Source organism: Flavobacterium frigoritolerans, from assembly GCF_025847275.1.
GTDB lineage: Bacteria > Bacteroidota > Bacteroidia > Flavobacteriales > Flavobacteriaceae > Flavobacterium > Flavobacterium frigoritolerans.
In genome coordinates, this window is the sequence record NZ_JAOZEV010000005.1 from 109,581 (window position 1) to 130,455 (window position 20,875).

The window sequence follows — 20,875 nt, forward strand, 5'->3', positions numbered from 1 at the left end:
AAAAAAGAGACACATTTCTGTATCTCTTTTAGAGGCATCGTCCGGATTCGAACCGGAGTAGGAGCTTTTGCAGAGCCCAGCCTAGCCGCTCGGCCACGACGCCGTAGTTGAACGGATGGCAAAAGTAACTATAATCTTTAAATTTTAAAAACTTAAAGCCAACTATTTTTAAATTTTATAAAAAGAAATAATTTTACCTTCTAAATTTTATTTTCTAGTTTCTTTCATTCTAATTGTAACCGACTCAACATCACCACCAATAGGAGGGTTAATTTTAGAAACTTCAACAATTGTTTTTGTTATCATTGGGATCTCATCAAGAACCCTTGTAATGATTCTTTTGGCAACATGTTCTAATAATTTAGATCTAATAGCCATTTCTTCTTCAACAATTTTGTTCAAATGTACATAATCAACCGTATCGGCAAGATGATCAGACTCGGCAGATTTTCTTAAATTAGCATGAATTTCTAAATTCACTTCATAATCAGATCCAATTTTTCCTTCTTCAATTAAACATCCGTGGTAAGAAAAAGTACGGATATTTTTTAGTTTAATAATTCCCATTTTAATTTTTATTTCTTGTTCTAAGTTTCAGATTTACTGATAAGTTTCCAAAGAAAACTGTAAACTGTAAACCGAATACTATAAACTTTTTTATCTTTGCTAAAATTACTATAAATAATGGCATCAGAAGAAAAATCACTCAATTTTATTGAACAAATCATAGAAGAAGATTTAAAATCAGGATTATCAAAAGATAAGCTTCATTTTCGTTTTCCTCCAGAACCAAATGGATATTTACATATTGGCCATGCAAGTTCTATTGCTTTAAATTTTGGATTAGGACTTGATTATCAATCACCTGTAAATTTACGTTTTGATGATACTAACCCAGAAAAAGAAGAACAAGAGTTTGTTGATGCAATAAAAAAAGATGTTGAATGGTTGGGTTATACTTGGTCAGAAGAACGTTATGCATCCGATTATTTTCAGCAATTATATGATTGGGCAGTTTTATTAATTAAAAAAGATAAAGCCTATGTTGATAGTCAATCTTCAGAAGAAATGGCTATTCAAAAAGGAACTCCATCAACTACAGGTACAGATAGTCCCTATAGAAATCGTTCAGTAGAAGAAAATTTAGACTTATTTGAAAGAATGAGAAACGGAGAATTTGAGGCAGGAACTCATATTTTGCGTGCAAAAATAGACATGAAATCTACTAATATGTTGATGCGTGATCCTATCATGTATAGAATTTTACACAAACATCATCATAGAACGGGAGATGCCTGGAAAATATACCCGATGTACGATTGGGCCCATGGACAAAGTGATTATCTAGAAGAAATTTCACATTCATTTTGTACACTTGAATTTTTGCCTCACCGTGAATTATACGATTGGTTTTTAGACCAAATTATAGATGATAATAAATTACGTCCTAAGCAAAGAGAATTTGCAAGACGTAATCTTTCACATACTGTTGTAAGTAAAAGAAAGTTACAACAATTGGTTAAGGAACAACACGTTAATGGTTGGGATGATCCAAGAATGTCAACTATTTCTGGATTAAGAAGAAGAGGATATACAGCTGCTTCATTACGTAATTTTGCTAATTCTACAGGTATTGCAAAACGTGATAATTTAATAAGTGTATCGGTTTTAGAGTTTTGTATTCGTGAAGATTTGAATAAAATTGCACCTCGTGTAATGGCTGTTTTAGATCCAGTAAAATTGGTAATTACTAATTATCCTGAAGGAAAAGAAGAGTTGCTTGATGCAGAAAATAACCAAGAAGATGATACAGCTGGATTTAGAAAAGTGCCATTTTCAAGAGAATTATATATAGAAAGAGAAGACTTTCTAGAAGAAGCTCCTGCTAAGTTTTTCCGTTTAACATTAGGAAAAGAAGTACGTCTTAAAAATGCTTATATCATTAAAGGAGAAAGTGTTATAAAAGATTCAGAAGGTAATATTTTAGAAATTCATGTTACTTATGATACAGATTCTTTAAGTGGAAGTGGAAGTGAAGCTAGCCAACGTAAAGTATCAGGAACGTTACATTGGGTTTCGATTGCTCATGCAGTAGAAGCCGAAGTTCGTTTGTATGATCGTTTGTTTATAGATGAAGCTCCAGACAGTTATAAAGATAAAAATTTCCTAGATTTTGTAAATCCAAATTCTTTAGAAATTGTTACTGGATTTGTTGAACCAAGTTTGGCTACAGCTCAAAATGAAGATAAATTTCAGTTTCAACGTTTAGGATATTTTACTGTTGATAAAGATTCAACTGCTTCAAAACTAGTATTTAATAAGACAGTAGGATTAAAAGATGCTTGGGAAGAAAAAGGTAAAAAAGAAGAAAATAGTATAAATAATTCTTTAAAAGATATAAACAAATATTTTAAAGTAGAAACAAAACCTGAACGTTTGGTAATTGAAAATGCAATAGGGGAGAGTATAGCCGCTATTTCAAGTTTTTCTTTATTACAAAATTCATTGAAGAAGAATATTAACAATAATAAAAGTTCGTTATTATTTGCTCAATTTATTCTTAAATATTCAAGTTTGAAATCTTCAGATTTTGAAGAAGATGAAATTAAAAAATTATATACCATGTCACTAAGAAGTGAATCGACTTATGTACGTTCGAAAGCACTTTTAAATTTAAGAGATTTGGAAACAATAGATTTTAGAAATCAGTTTGAAGAAGAAATTCAAAAATTAAATTCAAATCCTCCAAAAAATGCTTCTGATAGAGAAAAAGAACTTTTGGAAGAAATGTTAAAAAAATAATATCAATTTTAGTTATCGAAAAGCGTTTTTTATAAGCGCTTTTTTTATTATTTATAATATCTATTGAAATTAATAATTTTATAGTTTTAGTATATTAAAATTAACCTTCATAAATTGATTTTAAGACGTTTTTAATATTCAGTCAATATAATAGTCGTTTTTGTAAAAATAATTAATTAGACTTCCTTATTTTAATTTTTGATCTGATTTTAGAGTGGTCTTATCGTTGTTAACATCGAAATGTTTATAAGTACAGTATCTTTTCAATTTTGGTATGTTTTACTCAAAATTGAATCCAATTTTTTGATTTGGGAGTATTTTACTTTTTGTTTTTTTAAACTTGAATTATTAAATTATTTGCAACTTAATAAAATCTACTAAGCGATAAATTTTTATAAAATAAGAGGAAAACTAATTATCAATTTTAGTTATATAAAATATGTTTAATTTATGTTTTATCTATTATTAGAATTAATTATAGTTTTTAGTATTTATATAGTTTTTTTAGATTAAAAACAGCTTTCATATATTGATTTTAAGGTGTTTTTTAAATTATGATGAGTCAATTATTGGTTTTAAAAAAAGGATTGATTAGCGTGCTTTATTTTAATTTTAGACCTGATTTCAAGGTGATTTTGCCATTGCTAACACTGAAATATTTATAAGTACAAGATCTTTCCCATTTTGATACATTTTTCCCGATTTACAATTCATTTTTTTAATTTGTGAGTACTTTACTTTTTTGATTTTTAAAAATGGAATTTTAAGATTATTTCGATTCCTCTAAAAATAGAATTCTACAAAGTATTAAGATATCATGTAAAATAGGGTGGAAATTAATCATCAGTTTTAATTATATGAAATTAAATTATTTGTATTTTTACCTATTATTAATATTTTTTATTGATTTTTGTTTTATTATAGTTTTTATAGATTAAAAACAGCTTCTATATGTAGTTTTTAAGACGTTTTTATAAATTGGATAACTCTAATATTGGTTTCTTAAAAAAGATTGAATAACGAGCTTTATTTTAATTTTTTGTCTTAATTAAGATGGTTTAACGGCTTGTTAACATAAAAATGTCTATAAATGTGTTATTTTTATAAAAAGCCAATTAAGTAAATTTTTTTAAAATGAATTTATTCTTTTTAAAATTAAAATGGAGTGGGCTATGATTACAAAATTATTTCTCAAACTTCAGAATTTGACCTTGATGCAAATTTTAGTTTTGGAATAGTTTTGGATGAAATTCTTAAAATTAATTTATCGTTCGTATTTAGATTGTGATTTAGTTTTGATAATACTTTTTCTTTAAAGTGTTTTTCAATTTTATTTCATGATTATCAAAATCGCCTAAATTGATTTTTTGATTATTTTCAAAATTGTTTATTTCATTTCTTATGATATACTTTATTGAGGCTTAATTTTATATTATAAACTTAATAGCTGTATTTATGAAAATCAAATTTTTAATACTAGGAATATTATTTACGAGTTTTGCTTTTTCGCAAACTCATCAAATAATCAAACATAACGGAGAACAATTAGATGTTAATTATATAAAACAAGATAATGATCTTCTTTACTATTCGTTAAATGGAAGTCAAGAGCAATTTACAATTAGTAAATATGCCGTTTCTTCACTTAATGAAAAAGCAAGTTCTAAATCAGAATCTATTTCTCCTAAAATTGTAGTGGCTGACAAAAAAGATTATAGTTTGGTAAAAGTTTTAAAACCAAGTCAAACTATAGGACTAAAAGAAGTCGAAAATTTTTCAGGATTGTCTACAAAAACAAAAGGGGAGTCTCCTTTGGCATTAAAAGAACATACTGAAAGACGCATCAAAACTAAGTCTGCAGATAATGGATATCCATTTGTAACAATTGTAGAAAAGCCAGATGGTAAGTATCAAGCAATAGCTTACGTATATTAAAATTATATTAAACATTTATTTATAGGATTTTATCTATATAAATTTGATTATCTTTATTATCAACTTTTAAAATTTATAGTTATGTCAAACAACACAGGAAACACAATATTGGCACTTCTTACAGGTGCAGCGATTGGAGCAGGAATTGGAATTTTGTTTGCACCAGATAAAGGGTCAAAAACAAGAGGACGTATTAAACACGGAATTGATGATGCTAAACATAATTTGAAACATAAATTAGAAACATCTACAGAAGGATTACGTGATAAGTTTTTAAATGCTAAAGAAGATTTAGACGGAACATATGAAAACTTGCTTTCGAATATGAGTTATAAAACAGAAGAAGTAATTTCATTTCTTGAAACTAAATTAGCTGATTTGAAAACTCAAAATGCTAAACTTCAGAAATAAATAGCCTTTTTTTAGGCATTCGCAAAGTACACATTGAACTTAAATTGTTATTGTTTCAAAAAATTTAATTAATTTTAAGAATTACAATACATTGATTTCATTGTGTACTTTGTATTTTTTATCAAAATCAATTAAAATAGTTATTTATGGCTTTTGAAGAGTTTAAAGAACATACCGAAAATATTCAAGATCAGGCGAAATCTTATGTTGATAGTCACCTCGCTTATTATAAATTATGGGGTTTTAAAGTTGCAATGAAATCTACAACAGTAATTTTAAAGTTTATTTTGATTTTACTTTGCTTTAGCATGGTTATGTTGTTTGGGTCAGTTGCAGCTGCTTTTGCAATTAGTGCCGCTTTAGGCAGTTATACTTTTGGATTTCTTATAGTAGGAGGGATCTATTTACTAGCAACGATTCTTATTTTATTTATAAAAGATAAAATGGTAGAAGGACCAATTTTAGAGAAATTTTCAGAAATCTTTTTTAATGAATAAATTATGGAAACTAAAAAATACTCATCATACGCTGAAATTGAAAGGGAACTGGAAATTCTAAAAATTGAGAAACAAATTAATTATCAAAAGTTAGTTTTAAGTGTTCAAAAAACTAAGGAATCTTTAGAACCTCATAATATAATTAATGGGTTTTTAGGTTCGTACAAAACGATACTTTCTAATTCATATATAAAAATTATTCAAGCAGCCATTCCTTATTTAATAGGATGGTTTATGAACAAAAAAAGAGGCCATTAAGCCTCTTTTTTATTTTATAAATTTTGATTATTCTATTGCTTCCGGAGTTTCTGGAGCTTCATAATCTGGTTTTGTTTCAGTTTTTGGTTTAACTTTTTTATTCGTTCTCTTCATCATTTCACCCACTTGGTTTGAAGCACTAAACGAAGCTACCATATTATTTAGCATATCGCTACCTGCTTGTGGTGAATTTGGTAATAAGATTAAGTTAGAATTTGCATCTGCACCAATAGCTTGTAATGTATCGTAATGTTGAGTAACAACTATTAAAGCGGAAGCTTCTTGAGAATTAATTCCCACTTTATTTAAAACATCAACACTTTCTACAAGACCTCTAGCAATTTCTCTTCTTTGATCAGCAATACCCTGACCTTGTAATCTCTTACTTTCAGCTTCAGCTTTTGCTTTAGCAACAATTCTAATTCTAGATGCTTCAGCTTCAAATTCAGCTACAGTTTTTTCTCTATCAGCAGCATTAATTCTGTTCATTGCATTTTTAACCTGAATGTCTGGATCAATATCTGTTACTAATGTATTGATAATTGTATAACCATAAGTAGTCATTGCTTCATTCAATTCTCTTTTTACTGCTACTGCGATATCATCTTTTCTTTCAAAAACATCATCTAATTTTAATTTAGGAACTTCGGCACGAACTACATCAAATACATAAGATGTAATTTGATCGTGTGGATATTCTAATTTATAAAATGCATCATAAACAGTTTCTTTAATAACCATAAATTGAACTGAAACTTTAAGTTTTACAAAAACGTTGTCTTTAGTTTTTGTTTCAATGATAACATCTAGCTGTTGAATTTTTAGATTTACTCGTCCAGCAATTCTATCAATCATTGGTATTTTTAATTGTAAACCTGAAGTTCTTACGCTAAGAAATTTTCCAAAACGTTCTATAATTACAGATGTTTGTTGTTTTACTGTAAAGAAAGAGGATAAGAAAATAAATAATCCGAAGATTAAAAGAATAATAATAGGGATGTTCATAACTGATAAATTTAGTTTAAATATTAATGGTCAAATTACGAAATTTCTTCCATTTTAATACGTTATGTTTTTATTAAAATAAAAAAGCGTTAAGAATACCAACTTCTGGTGTTCTTAACGCTCTTATATTTATTAGCTTTTTTGTTTATAAAGCTACTATTGCTTTTTGAATTCTTGAAATTGTTTCTTCTTTTCCTATGATTTCAACAATGTCAAATAGGTGAGGGCCTTTTAAAGCTCCAACCAAACTCAAACGGAAAGGTTGCATAACTTTACCCATTCCAATTTCATTTTTAGTCATCCAATCTTTTACTATAGTTTCAATATTTACAGAAGTAAAATCTTCAATATTTTCTAACACAGATGTAAGTTCTTGCATTAAAGCAGGAGTTTCTTCTTTCCAGTTTTTACTAGCTTTTTCATCATATGATGTTGGAGCTTGAAAAAAGAAATCACTTAGTTCCCAAAATTCAGATACAAAATGTGCACGTTCTTTTATCAATGAAACAATTCTAACAAGATCTACTTTTGAAACATCAACACTTTTTTCTTCAAGAATAGGAGTGAAGTCCTTTGCTAAATCTTCGTTATTTTGCTTAACCAAATGTTGGTGATTGAACCATTTGTTTTTCTCTGGATCAAATTTTGCTCCTGATTTGTGAACTCTGTTCAGATCAAATGCTTCTACTAATTCATTTAGTGAAAATATTTCTTTGTCCGTTCCATCATTCCAACCTAATAATGCAAGGAAGTTAATAACAGCTTCTGGGAAAAATCCTTTCTCTCTGTAACCAGAAGAAATACCTTCTTCAGTTTTCCATTCTAATGGGAATACAGGGAAACCAAGTTTATCACCATCTCTTTTAGATAATTTTCCATTACCAATTGGTTTTAGAATTAATGGCAAATGTGCAAATTCTGGTGCATCCCAACCAAAAGCTCTGTATAGTAAAACATGTAAAGGCATAGATGGCAACCATTCTTCACCACGAATTACATGAGATGTTTCCATCAAATGATCATCTACAATATTTGCTAAATGGTAAGTAGGCATTCCATCACTTTTAAACAAAACTTTATCATCTAAAAGATTAGTTTCAAACTTAACTTCACCACGAATAATATCTTGTAAATGTAATGTTTCGTTAACAGGAGTTTTAAAACGGATTACATAATGTTCTCCATTTGCAATTCTCTTAGCAGTTTCATCAGAAGAAATTACTAGCGATGTATCTAGTTTTTCACGATTATGATGGTTGTATATAAATGTTTTTCCTTCCGCTTCGTGTTGTTTTCTATGTGCATCTAATGACTCTGGAGTATCAAATGCATAATATGCCCAGCCAGAATTGATCAATTGATCAGCATATTGTTGGTATAAATCTTTACGATCACTTTGTCTGTATGGACCAAATTTTTCATTTTTCCCAACAGTTTCATCTGGAGCAATTCCTAACCATTCTAGAGCTTCCATAATGTAAGCTTCGGCACCAGGAACAAAACGGGTTTGATCTGTATCTTCAATTCTAAGATAAAAAACACCGTTATGTTTTTTTGCAAATAAATAATTAAATAGGGCAGTACGAACACCACCAATATGTAATGGTCCAGTCGGACTTGGTGCAAAACGCACACGAACTTGCTTTGACATTTGTTTAATTTTTATGCAAAGATACGATTCTAATTAGAGAATTTGTAAATGAGTTTTAATGAGATAATGTGTTGTTTGTCGCTCAATTGACTAACTATCTAATTGATCATTATCTAATTAAAATTATTACTTTTATAGGTTATAAGCAAAACAGATTACTATTTTGAAAACAGTTCCATTTATATATCAAAAGCTCGAGGATTTTATAAAGAAATATTACACCAATGAGTTGATTAGAGGTTTACTTCTATTTACAGGATTTGGCTTATTATATTTTTTATTTACCATATTCATTGAATATTTTCTTTGGTTAAAACCATTGGGAAGAACGCTTTTGTTTTGTGCTTTTGTTTGTGTAGAAGTGTTTCTGTTGTTTCGTTTTATTATGTTCCCACTTTTTAAATTATTTAAGTTTCAAAAGGGGATTGATTATAAAGATGCTTCAGCTATTATTGGTAATCATTTTACTGAAGTAAATGATAAACTGACGAACTTTTTGCAACTTTCATCTACAACTAATGAGATTGAAAAGTCAGAATTAATGTTGGCTTCGATTGAACAAAAAGCAAATTCATTACAATTAATTCCGTTTAGTAATGCGATTAATTTTAGTGCAAACAAGAAATATCTGCCTTTAGCATTAATTCCAATTTTGTTCTTTTTAGTTTTTTATATTTCTGGAAATAGTAACATCCTTTCTCAAAGTTTAAATAGGGTTGTTCATTTTAATGCTGCTTTTTTACCACCAGCTCCTTTCAAATTTGTCGTCCTAAATTCAAATTTACAAACAGAACAGAATAAAGATTTCATACTTCAAGTGCAATCTGAAGGGAAAGTTATTCCTGAAAATGTTATGATCCATATTGAAAATGAAAGTTATTTTATGGAATCTACTAAACCAGGTGTATTTGAATTCAAAATTGAAAAGCCTAATGCTAATGTAGAATTTTATGTAGAGGCAAATCAAGTAACTTCTCCTTCATATGAATTGAAAGTTATTACAGTTCCATCTATTGCAAATTTCGAAATGCAATTAAATTATCCTTCTTATTTAAATAAAAAAAGTGAAACTATTAGTGGTACTGGTAATGCAATTCTACCAGAAGGAACTCGTGTTACTTGGAAAATGAATACTAAATCTACTCAAAATGTAGATTGGAAAGATGGCAGTACATTAATTCCTTTTGTAAAAGGGGATAATAGCTTTATTTTATCAAAAAACATTGCTCAAAATACAGAATATCAAATCCTTACATCTAATAATAAGGTTAAAAACTACGAAAAACTTAATTATCAGCTCTCAGTAATCAAAGATCAGTTCCCTACTATCAATGTAAGTGTTGCTCCTGATAGTTTAAAGCTAGGAAAGGATTATATGTTAGGACAATTATCTGATGATTATGGTTTGTCAAAATTGCAAATTGTATACTACGAACGTAATAAGCCTAACACTGCCAAACGTGGAACAATTGCCGTTAAGAACAATGTCTTTGATCAATTTGTTTTTTCATTTCCTAGTAATCTTCCTGTTGAGCAAGGAGTGTCTTATGAATATTATTTTGAAGTTTTTGATAATGATGCCCCACATAATTTTAAGAGTGCAAAGTCCTCAGTTTTCTCAGATCGAGTTGCTACTAATGATGAGCTTCATGAGCAAGATTTAGAACAGCAAAATAGTAATATCAATGCGCTTTCTAAATCTTTAAAAAGTCAGGATAAGCAACTTTCAGAATTAGAAAAGCTTCAAAAGGTAGGTAAGGAAAAGAATAATTTAGAGTTTAAAGACCAACAAAAAGTAAATGATTTTATCAAGCGTCAAAAACAACAAGACCAAATGATGAAAGAATTTGCTGAGAAGATGAATCAGAACTTAGATAAATTTAAGACTGAAAAGAAAGATCAAACTATTGAAGACTTGCAAAAACGTTTAGATAATGCAGATAAGGATTTAGAGAAAAATCAAAAATTGATGGATGAACTTAAAGACTTAAACGATAAAATTAAGAGTGAAGAATTGTTTGATAAGATAGATAAATTCAAACAGATTTCTAAAAATCAATCTAAGAATTTAGAGCAATTAGTTGAGCTTACGAAGAGATATTATGTAACTAAAAAAGCAGAACAATTAAAAGATAAACTTGATAAGTTAGCAGACAAACAAGAGCAGCTTTCTAATAAAGAAAAAGAAAATACAGCTGATAAGCAAGATGAAATAAATAAAGCTTTTGATAAACTTCAGGAAGATTTAAAAGATTTAAAAGAAGAGAATAAGACATTAAAAGCTCCAATGGAAATACCTGCTGATGCAAATAAAGAGAATGATATTGATAATGAACTGAAGAAAGCATCTGATGAATTAAAGAAAAACAACAGTGCAGGAGCTAAGCCAAAACAAAAGAGTGCAGCGAAGAAAATGAAAGAGATGGCTCAGAAAATGAAAGAAGGAATGCAGTCTTCTGAGCAGGAACAATTAGAAGAAGATGTGAAAATGCTACGTCAGATTTTAGATAATCTTTTAGCTTTTTCATTAGCAGAAGAAGCGGTTATGCTACAATTCAAATCTATTAAAACGGGATCATCTGTATTTAATAAGAACATCAAGATTCAGCAAAATTTAAAATTACAGTTCAAACATATCGATGATAGTTTGTTTGCTTTGTCTTTACGTAACCCGAAAATTGCAGAAGATGTAACAAAAGAAATAGGTAATGTTCAATACAATATGGACAAAGCTTTAGAAACTTTAACTGATGTTCAAATTCGTAAAGGTGTTTCTCACCAGCAATATGCTGTTTCTTCAGCTAATAAATTGGCCGATTTTTTAAGTGATCTATTAAGTAATATGCAAATGTCTATGGCTAGTCCTAGTTCGGAACAACCTAAACCAGGTCAAGGTGAGGGTATGCAATTACCAGATATTATGAAAAAACAAGAGGGCTTAGGAAAGAAAATGAAAGAAGGAATGGAGAAAGGGCAGGAGCCAGGTAAAGGTAAAGATGGCAAAGACGGTAAAGATCCTAAGTCTGGTGGCAAAGGAACATCTGGTGATAATGGTGATGATGGCGAAGGAAATGCTCAAGAAATAATGGAAATTTATAAAGAGCAGGTTCGTCTTAGAGAAGCTTTACAAAAGGAATTAGAAAAACAAGGACTAGGACCGAATGGACAAAAGGCACTAGAACAAATGAAACAATTGGAAAAACAACTTTTGAATAAAGGTTTTAAAAATGAAAATTTGCAACGTATATTGAATATCCAACAAGAATTATTAAAGTTAGATACAGCTGTTCAAGAACAGGGTCAAGAGAACAAGCGACAATCAGAAACAAATAGGAAAGAATTTAATAATCAATCTAATGCGTTGCCAGCGTCATTATCAGATTATTTAAATAGCATAGAGATTTTAAATAGACAATCATTACCTTTGCGCTCGAATTTTAATCAAAAGGTTCAAGAATATTTTAATACAAAATGATCAATTTTAATTACGAAACAGACTTCGTTTTAGAGAATGAAGAAGTGTTTGAAGAATGGCTATCGGCTGTGATTCTTTCAGAGAATAAAAAAGAAGGGGAGATAAGTTATATATTTTGTGATGATGAATACCTTCATAAGATAAACGTAGAGTACCTTAATCACGATACACTTACAGATATTATCAGTTTTGATTATACTGTTGGTAACGAAATTAACGGAGATATATTCGTTTCTATCGAAAGAGTTCGTGACAATGCCACAGATTTCAATGTTCCTTTTGAGAATGAATTGAAGCGAGTATTGGCTCATGGTATATTACATTACTGTGGATATAAGGATAAGTCAGATAATGAAGCGGCTTTAATGCGCTCAAAAGAAGAGGAAAAAATAGCAATGTTCCACGTGGAACTATAACTAAACCACTTTTCTTTTTATACTTGTTCCACGTGGAACATGAGATTTAAGTTTTTACTTTGTGTGTTCCACGTGGAACATGAAATAATTTTAATTTGTTTTTAACTTGTTCCACGTGGAACGTTAGAAGAAATCTATATCAAAAAATGTTTTTAGAAGAATACGATGTTATTGTAGTTGGCGCAGGTCACGCTGGCTCAGAGGCCGCGGCAGCGGCCGCGAATCTTGGATCAAAAACTTTGCTTGTAACAATGAGTTTGCAAAACATTGCGCAGATGTCTTGCAATCCTGCAATGGGAGGAATTGCCAAAGGACAAATTGTACGTGAGATTGATGCGCTTGGCGGATATTCAGGAATTGTTTCCGACCGCACGGCAATTCAATTTAAGATGTTGAACAAATCAAAAGGACCTGCAATGTGGTCGCCAAGGGTTCAAAGTGATCGAATGCGTTTTGCTGAAGAATGGCGAATGATGTTGGAAGGAACTCCTAATCTTGATTTTTACCAAGAAATGGTGAAGGGTTTGATAATCGAAAACGGAAAGATAAAAGGAGTTAGAACTTCGCTTGGGATCGAAATTCGTTCTAAATCGGTTGTCTTGACAAATGGAACTTTCTTGAACGGTTTGATTCATATTGGAGATAAACAATTCGGTGGAGGTAGAGCAGGCGAAAGTGCTGCATACGGAATCACTGAAGATTTGGTTCAGGCAGGTTTTGAATCTGGAAGAATGAAAACAGGAACGCCTCCACGAGTGGATGGTCGTTCTTTAGATTATTCTAAAATGAACGAAGAAAAGGGAGATGCTAAACCGGATAAGTTTTCATATTCGGATGTTACTTCACCGTTGGTTCATCAAAGGTCTTGTCACATGACATACACATCCTTGGATGTGCATGATATTTTGAGATCTGGTTTTGACCGTTCGCCAATGTTTAATGGAAGAATTAAAAGTATTGGCCCGAGATATTGTCCATCTATTGAAGATAAGATTAATCGTTTTGCAGATAAAGAACGTCACCAGTTATTTGTTGAGCCAGAAGGATGGAATACTTGTGAGGTTTATGTAAACGGATTTTCTACATCTTTGCCTGAGGATATTCAGTTTAAAGCTTTGCGTACTGTTGTAGGTTTTGAGAACGTGAAATTTTTCCGTCCTGGATATGCAATCGAATATGATTATTTTCCGCCAACACAATTAAAACATACGCTCGAAACTAAATTAGTAGAAGGTTTATATTTTGCTGGACAGATAAACGGAACAACAGGATATGAAGAAGCAGCTTCGCAAGGTTTAATGGCTGGAATTAATGCGCATTTAAAAGTGCATGAAAAAGCGCCATTAATCTTAAAACGTGACGAAGCGTATATTGGTGTTTTAATAGATGACTTAATTACGAAAGGAACAGAAGAGCCTTATCGTATGTTTACGTCTCGTGCAGAATATAGAACGTTGTTGCGTCAAGATAATGCCGACTTTAGATTAACACCAATGGCTTATGAAATTGGTTTGGCTTCAGAGAAGCGTTTACGTAGAATGGAGCATAAATTGAATGAATCAGAAAAAATGGTTGCGTTCTTTAAAGAAACGAGTGTTTCTGTTGCAGAAGCAAATCCTATTTTAGAATCTAAGGGGACGGCATTGATTTCTCAAGGTGATAAAATGTTTAAAGTATTCTCTCGTCCTCAAATAGATTTGGAGGATATTAAGAAATTTGAGAAAGTAAAAGAGTATATAGAATCAAATGATTTAGATCAAGAGATTTTAGAACAAGCCGAAATACAGGTTAAATATTCTGGTTATATCGAAAAGGAAAGAAATAACGCTGATAAGCTAACAAGATTAGAAGAAGTGAAAATTCCTGAAAATTTCGATTATAATAAAATTAAATCGATGTCAATAGAGGCTAAGCAAAAACTAGCTAAAATTCGTCCGGTGACGATTTCTCAAGCTTCAAGGATTAGCGGAGTTTCTCCAAGTGACATTTCGGTTTTACTTATTTATATGGGAAGATAAGAATTGTAGAGTTCAGATTGTAGTGTTTATATTTATGGAATCTACAATCTGAATTCTTTAATCTATAATTTAAAACATAGTGTTCCACGTGAAACTATTTTGTTAAGCCTTGACTTTGTTAAGGTTTTTTTGTTTTAGGTATTATTTAGAAATTAATTTAGTCCTGAGTAAACTTTTAAGTTGATAGTTTAAATTGTGATTCAGCTTTTAGATATAGATTAGATTTTTAATCTTAATTTAAAAATCTTAAATTAATGTTCCACGTGAAACTACTTTGTTAAGCCTTGATTTTATTGATGTTTTTAGATTTAGAATAATTTATTCTTTTAAAATTACGTTTAGTCTTTGCAGAGAAATTATAATTGTAATGGAAGAGGGGGTATATTACGTAGTTTGAAATCGTAATTTTTAATTTGTGTAGATGTGAATCTGCTTCGATAATAGTTGTTTTTCAAGTTGAATTGAATTTCTAGGCTATTAATGTTTTTGTAATTATAGCAGGTTAGTAACTGTTTTGCGAATTATAAGTTTCTGTGTGAAGTGAATTGTAATTAAGTTAAGCTCTTTAATTTCTTTAAAGAAGCAATGATTAAATATAATATTGTCTTTTTAATGGAGAAGAAATCTCCGCGAGAAGCTCGACAAATATTAGATTCCTTTATGATGTTACTAAGAGTGATTTACTTCGTCTGTTTGCGATCGCTAGAGCTACCTCGGCCGAGATGACAAACCTTTGCGTTTTTACATCTTTGGTTGAGATTTATTAGGCAAAGAATTAAAGATGTTTTTTAACTTGATGACATTGAGCTTCGAGCTAAGATTGATTTTAAGAGTGAATAAGTATTATCTAACATGAATTGATACATTGTTGCAATTATCGATTTTTTGAATGAAATGATATAAAATAAATACGCTTTGCAGTGCATCTTAACTGAATTGTAATTTGAAATTGATGCAGACGCGAAATTAACTTGTGTGTTCTTGAATTTAATTTGGATTCAATTTTATATAAAAAGTGTGTTTTTATTCTGAATTTATCTTTTTTGATGATTTTTGTTTTATTCTTAATCAAAACAGTGGAACGGGATGTTTTTTAGGATTGATGTATAAAAAGAAAACCTACTGTGATGTAATTCTTCAGAATTGTTTTTGAAGTTGAAGTAGGAGAGAATATGTTTTGTGAATTCTTGAATTTGCTGAGAAATCAAAATTTTGGATAATTATTATATTTGTATTCTTAATTAATACTTCTGAGTGATTTTACTTTTAATTTTTTAATTTTTCATGATGATTATAAAACAAACTGAATTGCTGAATTGTTTCAGAAATAGAAGCAGAGGAGAATTTGTTTTGAGTATTATTAGATTTATTAAATAAAAATGAAATTTCAGTTTAATAATGGTTTCTTTAATCTGAATTATTAAGTTTGTGCAATATTAGTTTTGTAGATTTCCTTTATGAAATGATATTGAAAGGAAGATATTCCAAGTTTCGATTCTGATGGAATGTTGTATAAAATTTGAGTAACCTGAATAAGCTTTGTAAATTCTTAGTTTTGGGTTATAAATTGAATTTTTAATATGTATTGTTTTTGCAATCTAAAATCAAACATCAAACATCAAACATCAGAAATCTTAAATTGTATGTTCCACGTGAAACTACTTTGTGAAGTCTTGACTTTGTTGATTAAATTGATTTTTTAAGTTTTTAAAATATGAAGATAGTTCAAGTAGAATTTTTATCATTAGAACAGAAAGAAACCTTATTGCAACTTTGGAACAATGAATATCCAAAGAATTTAAATCATGATACAATTCATGATTTTGATTTGTATTTAAATAGTTTGTCGAATGTAAAACATCATTTTTTAATTGATGATGAGAATATAATCAGAGGATGGGCGTTTGCTTTTTTGAGAGACAATGAGGATTGGTTTGCAATTATTATTGACAATCAAATTCAAGGAAGAGGAAAAGGCTCGTTGTTAATTGAAGAATTAAAAAAGAATAAGAACAATTTGAATGGTTGGGTTATAGATCATGATAATGAAATTAAAAACAACAAAATGCCATATAAATCGCCATTGGCGTTTTATGTAAAAAATGGATTTACAATTTGCGCAGAAAATAGAATTGAAAACGAAAAAATATCAGCGGTCAAAATAAATTGGAAGCGTTAGAGAAAAAATAAAATATTAAGAACAAGAAACCCAAAAAAGGAAATTTCCGTTTTTTGGGTTTGCTATAGGAATAAACCAAAATACCAATAATTATAAAATGGACGTTTTAAACAAAAAACATTTTCTTACTGTAAAAGATCACTCTGTTTCTAAAGAAACTTTTGAATTGTATTACGATGAAACTTTGGACATGCTAATCACATCTCCACAACCCGATGAAAATAATTTGGGGAAATATTATGAAAGCGAAGATTATATTTCGCACACAGATAACAAACGTTCGTTATTTGAAAAAGCTTATCACGTTGTTAAAAATATCGCACTGAAAAATAAGTTGAATTTGATTAATTCTGAAAATCCGCAAAAAGGAAGAATTTTGGATATTGGTGCCGGAACTGGAGATTTTTTATTAACGGCAAAAGATAACGGTTGGAATACTGTTGGAGTGGAACCGAGCGACAGAGCAAAATCTATCGCAATCAAAAAAGGAATTTCTTTTGTAGAAAAAATTGCCGACTTGGAAAATAATTCTTTCGACGTAATTACGATGTGGCACGTTTTGGAACACGTTCCAAATTTAGAATTTCAAATTCAGGAATTGAAACGATTATTAAAACCAACTGGAACGTTAATTGTAGCAGTTCCGAATTTTAAATCTTTCGATGCAAATCATTATAAAACTTTTTGGGCGGCTTATGATGTGCCAATTCATTTTTGGCATTTCTCAAAAAAAGCGATTCAGTCCCTTTTTGAAAAAGTAGATATGCGTCTGGAAAAAATTCTCCCGATGAAATTTGATTCATTTTATGTGAGCTTACTTTCTGAAAAATACAAAACAGGAAAAATGAATTACCTAACGGCGTTTTTTATCGGATTAAAATCAAATTGGAAAGCTAAGCGTACTTTAGAATATTCATCACACATTTATGTCTTAAAAAACAAGTAAAACGCATTTTTAGCCGCTTTACGGAGTGTTTTAAGAGGTAATCATGTCTTTGTATTCCCTTTTTGAGAAAACGCCTTAAAAGAGAGTTAATAAATCCAGTATTAATAGTAGTAAATTATATAAAATTGGGGTTTGATAACAAAAATTGATACTAGAAAAATCGAGCATTTTTTAAACTTTATGTCGATGCTATTGATTTTTTTATATTTTTGTCTTTCATACTTTAAAAAAAATAGAAATTAACAAAATGAAAAAAGCATTAGTAATTATCGCACTTTCGATTTCAGTTGTTGCTTGTAATAAAACAGCAGAAGTTAAGGAAGTAAAAACAGCTTACGTTGACACTTCAGTTTTAATGAAAGAGTACACAGAAGCAAAAGATCTTGAAGCTAAATACAAAGCACAAGCAGAGGAAAAAGGAAGACAGCTTCAAGCGGAGATTACTCGTTTCAAACAAGATGCTTCTAATTTTCAAAGTCAGGCACAAGCAAATGGGCAAGCATGGGCGCAACAAAGAGGTGCTGAGTTGCAAAAAAGAGAACAACAATTAGGGTATGCTCAACAAGCTCTTGCTCAACAATTACAGCAAGAAAGTGGTGCAGAAATGGACACTTTAGTTACTGGAGTTAAAAAATTTATCAAGAATTACGGTAAAGAAAAAGGATACTCTTACATTTACGGTACAGGAGATGCTGCATCAATTTTATATGCAGAAGATAAATATGATATTACAAAAGATATTGTTAAAGCTTTGAATGACAACTACAAAGCGGGAACAAAACTTGATACTAAAACTGATGCTAAAACAAAAGACTCAGCAGCAGTTAAAAAATAATACAAACAAACTATTTTTAAAGCCTATATCTTTCTGGATATAGGCTTTTTTTATTATAAAATATCTGCAAGTTGGTCTTTTACTCAATATGTTCTTCTATTTTTGTAAAATGATTTTTTGATATGAATTTCGATTCATTATTAGTATTAAAATACAAGCCAAATGCAAAATATTTCCGAAGCCGCAGCTTATACATTACAGTTTATTAATCAAACGCAACGTTCCGTTTTTCTTACAGGAAAAGCTGGGACAGGAAAAACTACTTTATTGCGTGAAATTATTGAAACAACGCATAAAAATACAGTTGTGGTTGCGCCAACAGGTATTGCTGCACTTAATGCTGGTGGTGTTACGATTCACTCTATGTTTCAGTTGCCATTTGCAGGATTTATTCCGGATAATTCATCACCACAATTTTCTGAAACTACTAAGTTTGAAACGAAAGCAACTTTACGCAGGCATTTTAAAATGAATAATGTAAAGCGTGCTGTTATCCGAAATATGGAGCTCCTAGTTATTGATGAAGTAAGTATGCTACGTGCAGATTTACTTGATGCAATGGACTTTATGATGCAAACAGTTCGTAAAAATAGTTATCCATTTGGTGGAGTTCAGGTTCTATTTATTGGTGATTTATTGCAATTACCTCCAGTAATTCGTGATGAAGAATGGAGAACTTTGAGAACGTATTACCGCGGAAAATTCTTTTTTCATTCGCATGTAATTCAACAAAATCCGCCTTTGTATATTGAATTATCTAAAATTTTCCGCCAAACAGATGATTCGTTTATTTCGGTATTGAATAATCTGAGAAACAACCAGATTACTCCACAAGATATTCAGAGTTTGAATCAGTATGTTCAGCCTGATTTTGACTTAAAAAACAATCCAGGTTATATAACACTTACTACGCATAATGCCAAAGCTGATACTATTAACAATCAGGCAATCAATGATTTAAAAGGAAAAATGAATAATTATTTTCCTGATATTGTAGGTGATTTTCCTGAAAAAATATATCCGCTTGACCCAAATCTTCAACTTAAAGTAGGGGCTCAGGTTATGTTTGTTAAGAATGATTTGTCTTTTGATAAAAATTATTTCAACGGAAAAATGGGTGTGATTAAGTCCCTTTCGAGTCAGGAAATTAGGGTTCATTTTCCAGAAGAAGATAAAACCATTGAAGTTGAAAAATATGAATGGCAGAATATTCGTTACAAAGTCGATGAAATGACTCAGGAAATAGAGGAGGAGGTTCTGGGTACTTTTGTGCAATATCCGATCAAGCTTGCTTGGGCAATTACGGTTCATAAAAGTCAAGGTTTGACTTTTGACAAAGCTGCACTCGATGTATCGCAAGTTTTTCTTCCAGGACAAGCATATGTTGCATTGTCACGTTTGCGTTCTTTAAACGGGCTTATTTTGCTTTCTCCGCTGCGGATGAACGGTATTTCTAACGACCAAGATGTGATGGATTACGCTTTAAATAAAGCTTCAGAAGAATTATTGAAGAATTCGCTGCACTTTGAAACAAAGAATTTTATTCATAAGTATTTGACTAACAGTTTCGATTGGTCTGATTTAGCGCAAGAATGGCGCAATCACCAATACAGCTACAATGATAAATCTGAAAATTCTCAAAAAGCAAAACATGCTACATGGGCTAAGAAACAAACTTTGATTATAGAATCACTTGTCGATCCTGCAAAAAAGTTCATTGTTCAGTTAAATAGAATTTTTAACAATGAAACGGTTGATTTAATGCATGTTTCTGAACGGATAGAGGCAGCTTACGGCTATTTTCTAAAACCTATGGACGAATTGGTTGATGAGCTTTTGTATAAAATGGAAGAAATTCAGCGTGCAAAAAAAATGAAAGCTTTTTATGATGAATTAAATTTACTGGAAGAACTGCAGACCAAAGCTGTTTTGCGCCTATTTAAAGCCCGTTTATTGATTGAAACGGTTGTGGCTGGTGAAACTATATCCAAAGAGAAATTAACTTCGCCTGAGATTAAAAATTACAAGTCCAAGAAAACAACGATTATTCAAGAAAATTTTAAAAATAAAAATAGTGACTTAATTGATGATGATGAGCCTATCAGACGTTATTCAGCAAAGCCCACGAAAGAGAAAACAGTAAAAAAATCGACAGTAGAAGAGACGTATGAATTATGGCTTGAAAAAATATCAATTAAGGAAATTGCTACTATTCGTAAACTGACTACTCAAACTATTGAATCTCATTTTGTAAAATTGATTCAAGAAAAAAAGATTAAGATTGAAGATGTTTTATCTCCAGATAAAATTACTGCATTAACCGAGGCTTTTCAGTTCTATCAAGAAGAATCGCTAACTGGTTTGAAAGAGCAACATGGAGAAAAATTTACTTGGGATGAATTGCGAATGTTTAAAGCAAGTTTGAATTAAGGAATTGATTTTAAAAA

At 30.3% G+C, this 20,875-nt stretch carries 15 protein-coding genes and 1 tRNA gene; 12 read left to right on the forward strand and 4 right to left on the reverse strand.

Going from position 1 to position 20,875, the window contains the following annotated elements:
- Nucleotides 1-32: 32 nt before the first annotated feature.
- Both OIU80_RS08500 and folB read right to left on the reverse strand, forming a co-directional pair.
- A tRNA-Cys gene (locus OIU80_RS08500) sits at nt 33-103 on the reverse strand.
- A 104-nt stretch (nt 104-207) separates the two neighbouring features.
- Nucleotides 208-567, reverse strand: coding sequence for a dihydroneopterin aldolase (gene folB, locus OIU80_RS08505; protein ID WP_264286603.1), 360 nt, complete (start codon nt 565-567; stop codon nt 208-210).
- 117 nt (nt 568-684) lie between these two features.
- On the opposite strand from folB, the gene OIU80_RS08510 reads away from it, so the two are divergent.
- The 5 genes from OIU80_RS08510 to OIU80_RS08530 all read left to right on the forward strand — a co-directional run bounded on the left by OIU80_RS08510 (nt 685) and on the right by OIU80_RS08530 (nt 5,903).
- Nucleotides 685-2,802 (forward strand): glutamine--tRNA ligase/YqeY domain fusion protein, encoded by a 2,118-nt coding sequence (locus OIU80_RS08510; protein WP_264286604.1) that lies wholly within the window; start codon nt 685-687, stop codon nt 2,800-2,802.
- A gap of 1,455 nt (nt 2,803-4,257) precedes the next feature.
- Nucleotides 4,258-4,737 (forward strand): hypothetical protein, encoded by a 480-nt coding sequence (locus tag OIU80_RS08515; RefSeq protein WP_264286605.1) that lies wholly within the window; start codon nt 4,258-4,260, stop codon nt 4,735-4,737.
- Between the two features lie 81 nt (nt 4,738-4,818).
- The gene (locus OIU80_RS08520) at nt 4,819-5,148 is read left to right on the forward strand and encodes a YtxH domain-containing protein (protein ID WP_264286606.1); all 330 of its coding nucleotides are present in this window, start codon (nt 4,819-4,821) and stop codon (nt 5,146-5,148) included.
- 146 nt (nt 5,149-5,294) lie between these two features.
- Nucleotides 5,295-5,645 carry a competence protein gene (locus OIU80_RS08525; RefSeq protein ID WP_264286607.1) on the forward strand — a complete coding sequence of 117 codons (351 nt, stop codon included), beginning with the start codon at nt 5,295-5,297 and terminating at the stop codon, nt 5,643-5,645.
- 3 nt (nt 5,646-5,648) lie between these two features.
- Nucleotides 5,649-5,903: a DUF6327 family protein gene (locus tag OIU80_RS08530; protein WP_264286608.1), complete on the forward strand. Its 255-nt coding sequence runs from the start codon at nt 5,649-5,651 to the stop codon at nt 5,901-5,903.
- A 27-nt stretch (nt 5,904-5,930) separates the two neighbouring features.
- Here the strand turns inward: OIU80_RS08530 and OIU80_RS08535 are convergent, their stop codons facing one another.
- The gene (locus tag OIU80_RS08535) at nt 5,931-6,908 is read right to left on the reverse strand and encodes an SPFH domain-containing protein (protein WP_264286609.1); all 978 of its coding nucleotides are present in this window, start codon (nt 6,906-6,908) and stop codon (nt 5,931-5,933) included.
- A gap of 145 nt (nt 6,909-7,053) precedes the next feature.
- A complete protein-coding gene (gltX, locus tag OIU80_RS08540; RefSeq protein WP_264286610.1) occupies nt 7,054-8,559 on the reverse strand; it encodes a glutamate--tRNA ligase in 1,506 nt (501 codons plus the stop codon).
- A 163-nt stretch (nt 8,560-8,722) separates the two neighbouring features.
- Here gltX and OIU80_RS08545 point away from each other — a divergent pair, with 163 nt between their 5' ends.
- The 7 genes from OIU80_RS08545 to OIU80_RS08575 all read left to right on the forward strand — a co-directional run bounded on the left by OIU80_RS08545 (nt 8,723) and on the right by OIU80_RS08575 (nt 20,858).
- Nucleotides 8,723-12,034, forward strand: a complete 3,312-nt coding sequence (locus OIU80_RS08545) for a hypothetical protein (RefSeq protein ID WP_264286611.1) — start codon at nt 8,723-8,725, stop codon at nt 12,032-12,034.
- The gene (ybeY, locus tag OIU80_RS08550; protein ID WP_264286612.1) at nt 12,031-12,450 is read left to right on the forward strand and encodes an rRNA maturation RNase YbeY; all 420 of its coding nucleotides are present in this window, start codon (nt 12,031-12,033) and stop codon (nt 12,448-12,450) included. The genes OIU80_RS08545 and ybeY overlap by 4 nt, the downstream gene beginning before the upstream one ends.
- Nucleotides 12,451-12,596: 146 nt before the next feature.
- Nucleotides 12,597-14,468 (forward strand): tRNA uridine-5-carboxymethylaminomethyl(34) synthesis enzyme MnmG, encoded by a 1,872-nt coding sequence (gene mnmG, locus OIU80_RS08555; RefSeq protein WP_264286613.1) that lies wholly within the window; start codon nt 12,597-12,599, stop codon nt 14,466-14,468.
- Nucleotides 14,469-16,182: 1,714 nt separating this feature from the next.
- The gene (locus OIU80_RS08560; protein ID WP_264286614.1) at nt 16,183-16,647 is read left to right on the forward strand and encodes a GNAT family N-acetyltransferase; all 465 of its coding nucleotides are present in this window, start codon (nt 16,183-16,185) and stop codon (nt 16,645-16,647) included.
- 97 nt (nt 16,648-16,744) lie between these two features.
- Entirely contained in the window at nt 16,745-17,593 is an 849-nt protein-coding gene (locus OIU80_RS08565) for a class I SAM-dependent methyltransferase (RefSeq protein WP_264286615.1), read from the forward strand.
- A gap of 247 nt (nt 17,594-17,840) precedes the next feature.
- Nucleotides 17,841-18,428: an OmpH family outer membrane protein gene (locus tag OIU80_RS08570; RefSeq protein WP_264286616.1), complete on the forward strand. Its 588-nt coding sequence runs from the start codon at nt 17,841-17,843 to the stop codon at nt 18,426-18,428.
- A 162-nt stretch (nt 18,429-18,590) separates the two neighbouring features.
- Entirely contained in the window at nt 18,591-20,858 is a 2,268-nt protein-coding gene (locus OIU80_RS08575; protein ID WP_264286617.1) for a helix-turn-helix domain-containing protein, read from the forward strand.
- Nucleotides 20,859-20,875: the final 17 nt, after the last annotated feature.

Excerpts from the sequence above, each read along its gene's own strand:
- OIU80_RS08510 (WP_264286604.1), top strand. The coding sequence starts at position 685 with ATGGCATCAGAAGAAAAATCACTCAATTTTATTGAACAAATCATAGAA.
- mnmG (WP_264286613.1), top strand. The coding sequence starts at position 12,597 with ATGTTTTTAGAAGAATACGATGTTATTGTAGTTGGCGCAGGTCACGCT.
- folB (WP_264286603.1), bottom strand. The coding sequence starts at position 567 with ATGGGAATTATTAAACTAAAAAATATCCGTACTTTTTCTTACCACGGA.
- OIU80_RS08570 (WP_264286616.1), top strand. The coding sequence starts at position 17,841 with ATGAAAAAAGCATTAGTAATTATCGCACTTTCGATTTCAGTTGTTGCT.
- OIU80_RS08535 (WP_264286609.1), bottom strand. The coding sequence starts at position 6,908 with ATGAACATCCCTATTATTATTCTTTTAATCTTCGGATTATTTATTTTC.
- OIU80_RS08560 (WP_264286614.1), top strand. The coding sequence starts at position 16,183 with ATGAAGATAGTTCAAGTAGAATTTTTATCATTAGAACAGAAAGAAACC.
- OIU80_RS08525 (WP_264286607.1), top strand. The coding sequence starts at position 5,295 with ATGGCTTTTGAAGAGTTTAAAGAACATACCGAAAATATTCAAGATCAG.
- OIU80_RS08575 (WP_264286617.1), top strand. The coding sequence starts at position 18,591 with ATGCAAAATATTTCCGAAGCCGCAGCTTATACATTACAGTTTATTAAT.
- OIU80_RS08565 (WP_264286615.1), top strand. The coding sequence starts at position 16,745 with ATGGACGTTTTAAACAAAAAACATTTTCTTACTGTAAAAGATCACTCT.
- OIU80_RS08530 (WP_264286608.1), top strand. The coding sequence starts at position 5,649 with ATGGAAACTAAAAAATACTCATCATACGCTGAAATTGAAAGGGAACTG.
- OIU80_RS08515 (WP_264286605.1), top strand. The coding sequence starts at position 4,258 with ATGAAAATCAAATTTTTAATACTAGGAATATTATTTACGAGTTTTGCT.
- gltX (WP_264286610.1), bottom strand. The coding sequence starts at position 8,559 with ATGTCAAAGCAAGTTCGTGTGCGTTTTGCACCAAGTCCGACTGGACCA.
- OIU80_RS08520 (WP_264286606.1), top strand. The coding sequence starts at position 4,819 with ATGTCAAACAACACAGGAAACACAATATTGGCACTTCTTACAGGTGCA.
- ybeY (WP_264286612.1), top strand. The coding sequence starts at position 12,031 with ATGATCAATTTTAATTACGAAACAGACTTCGTTTTAGAGAATGAAGAA.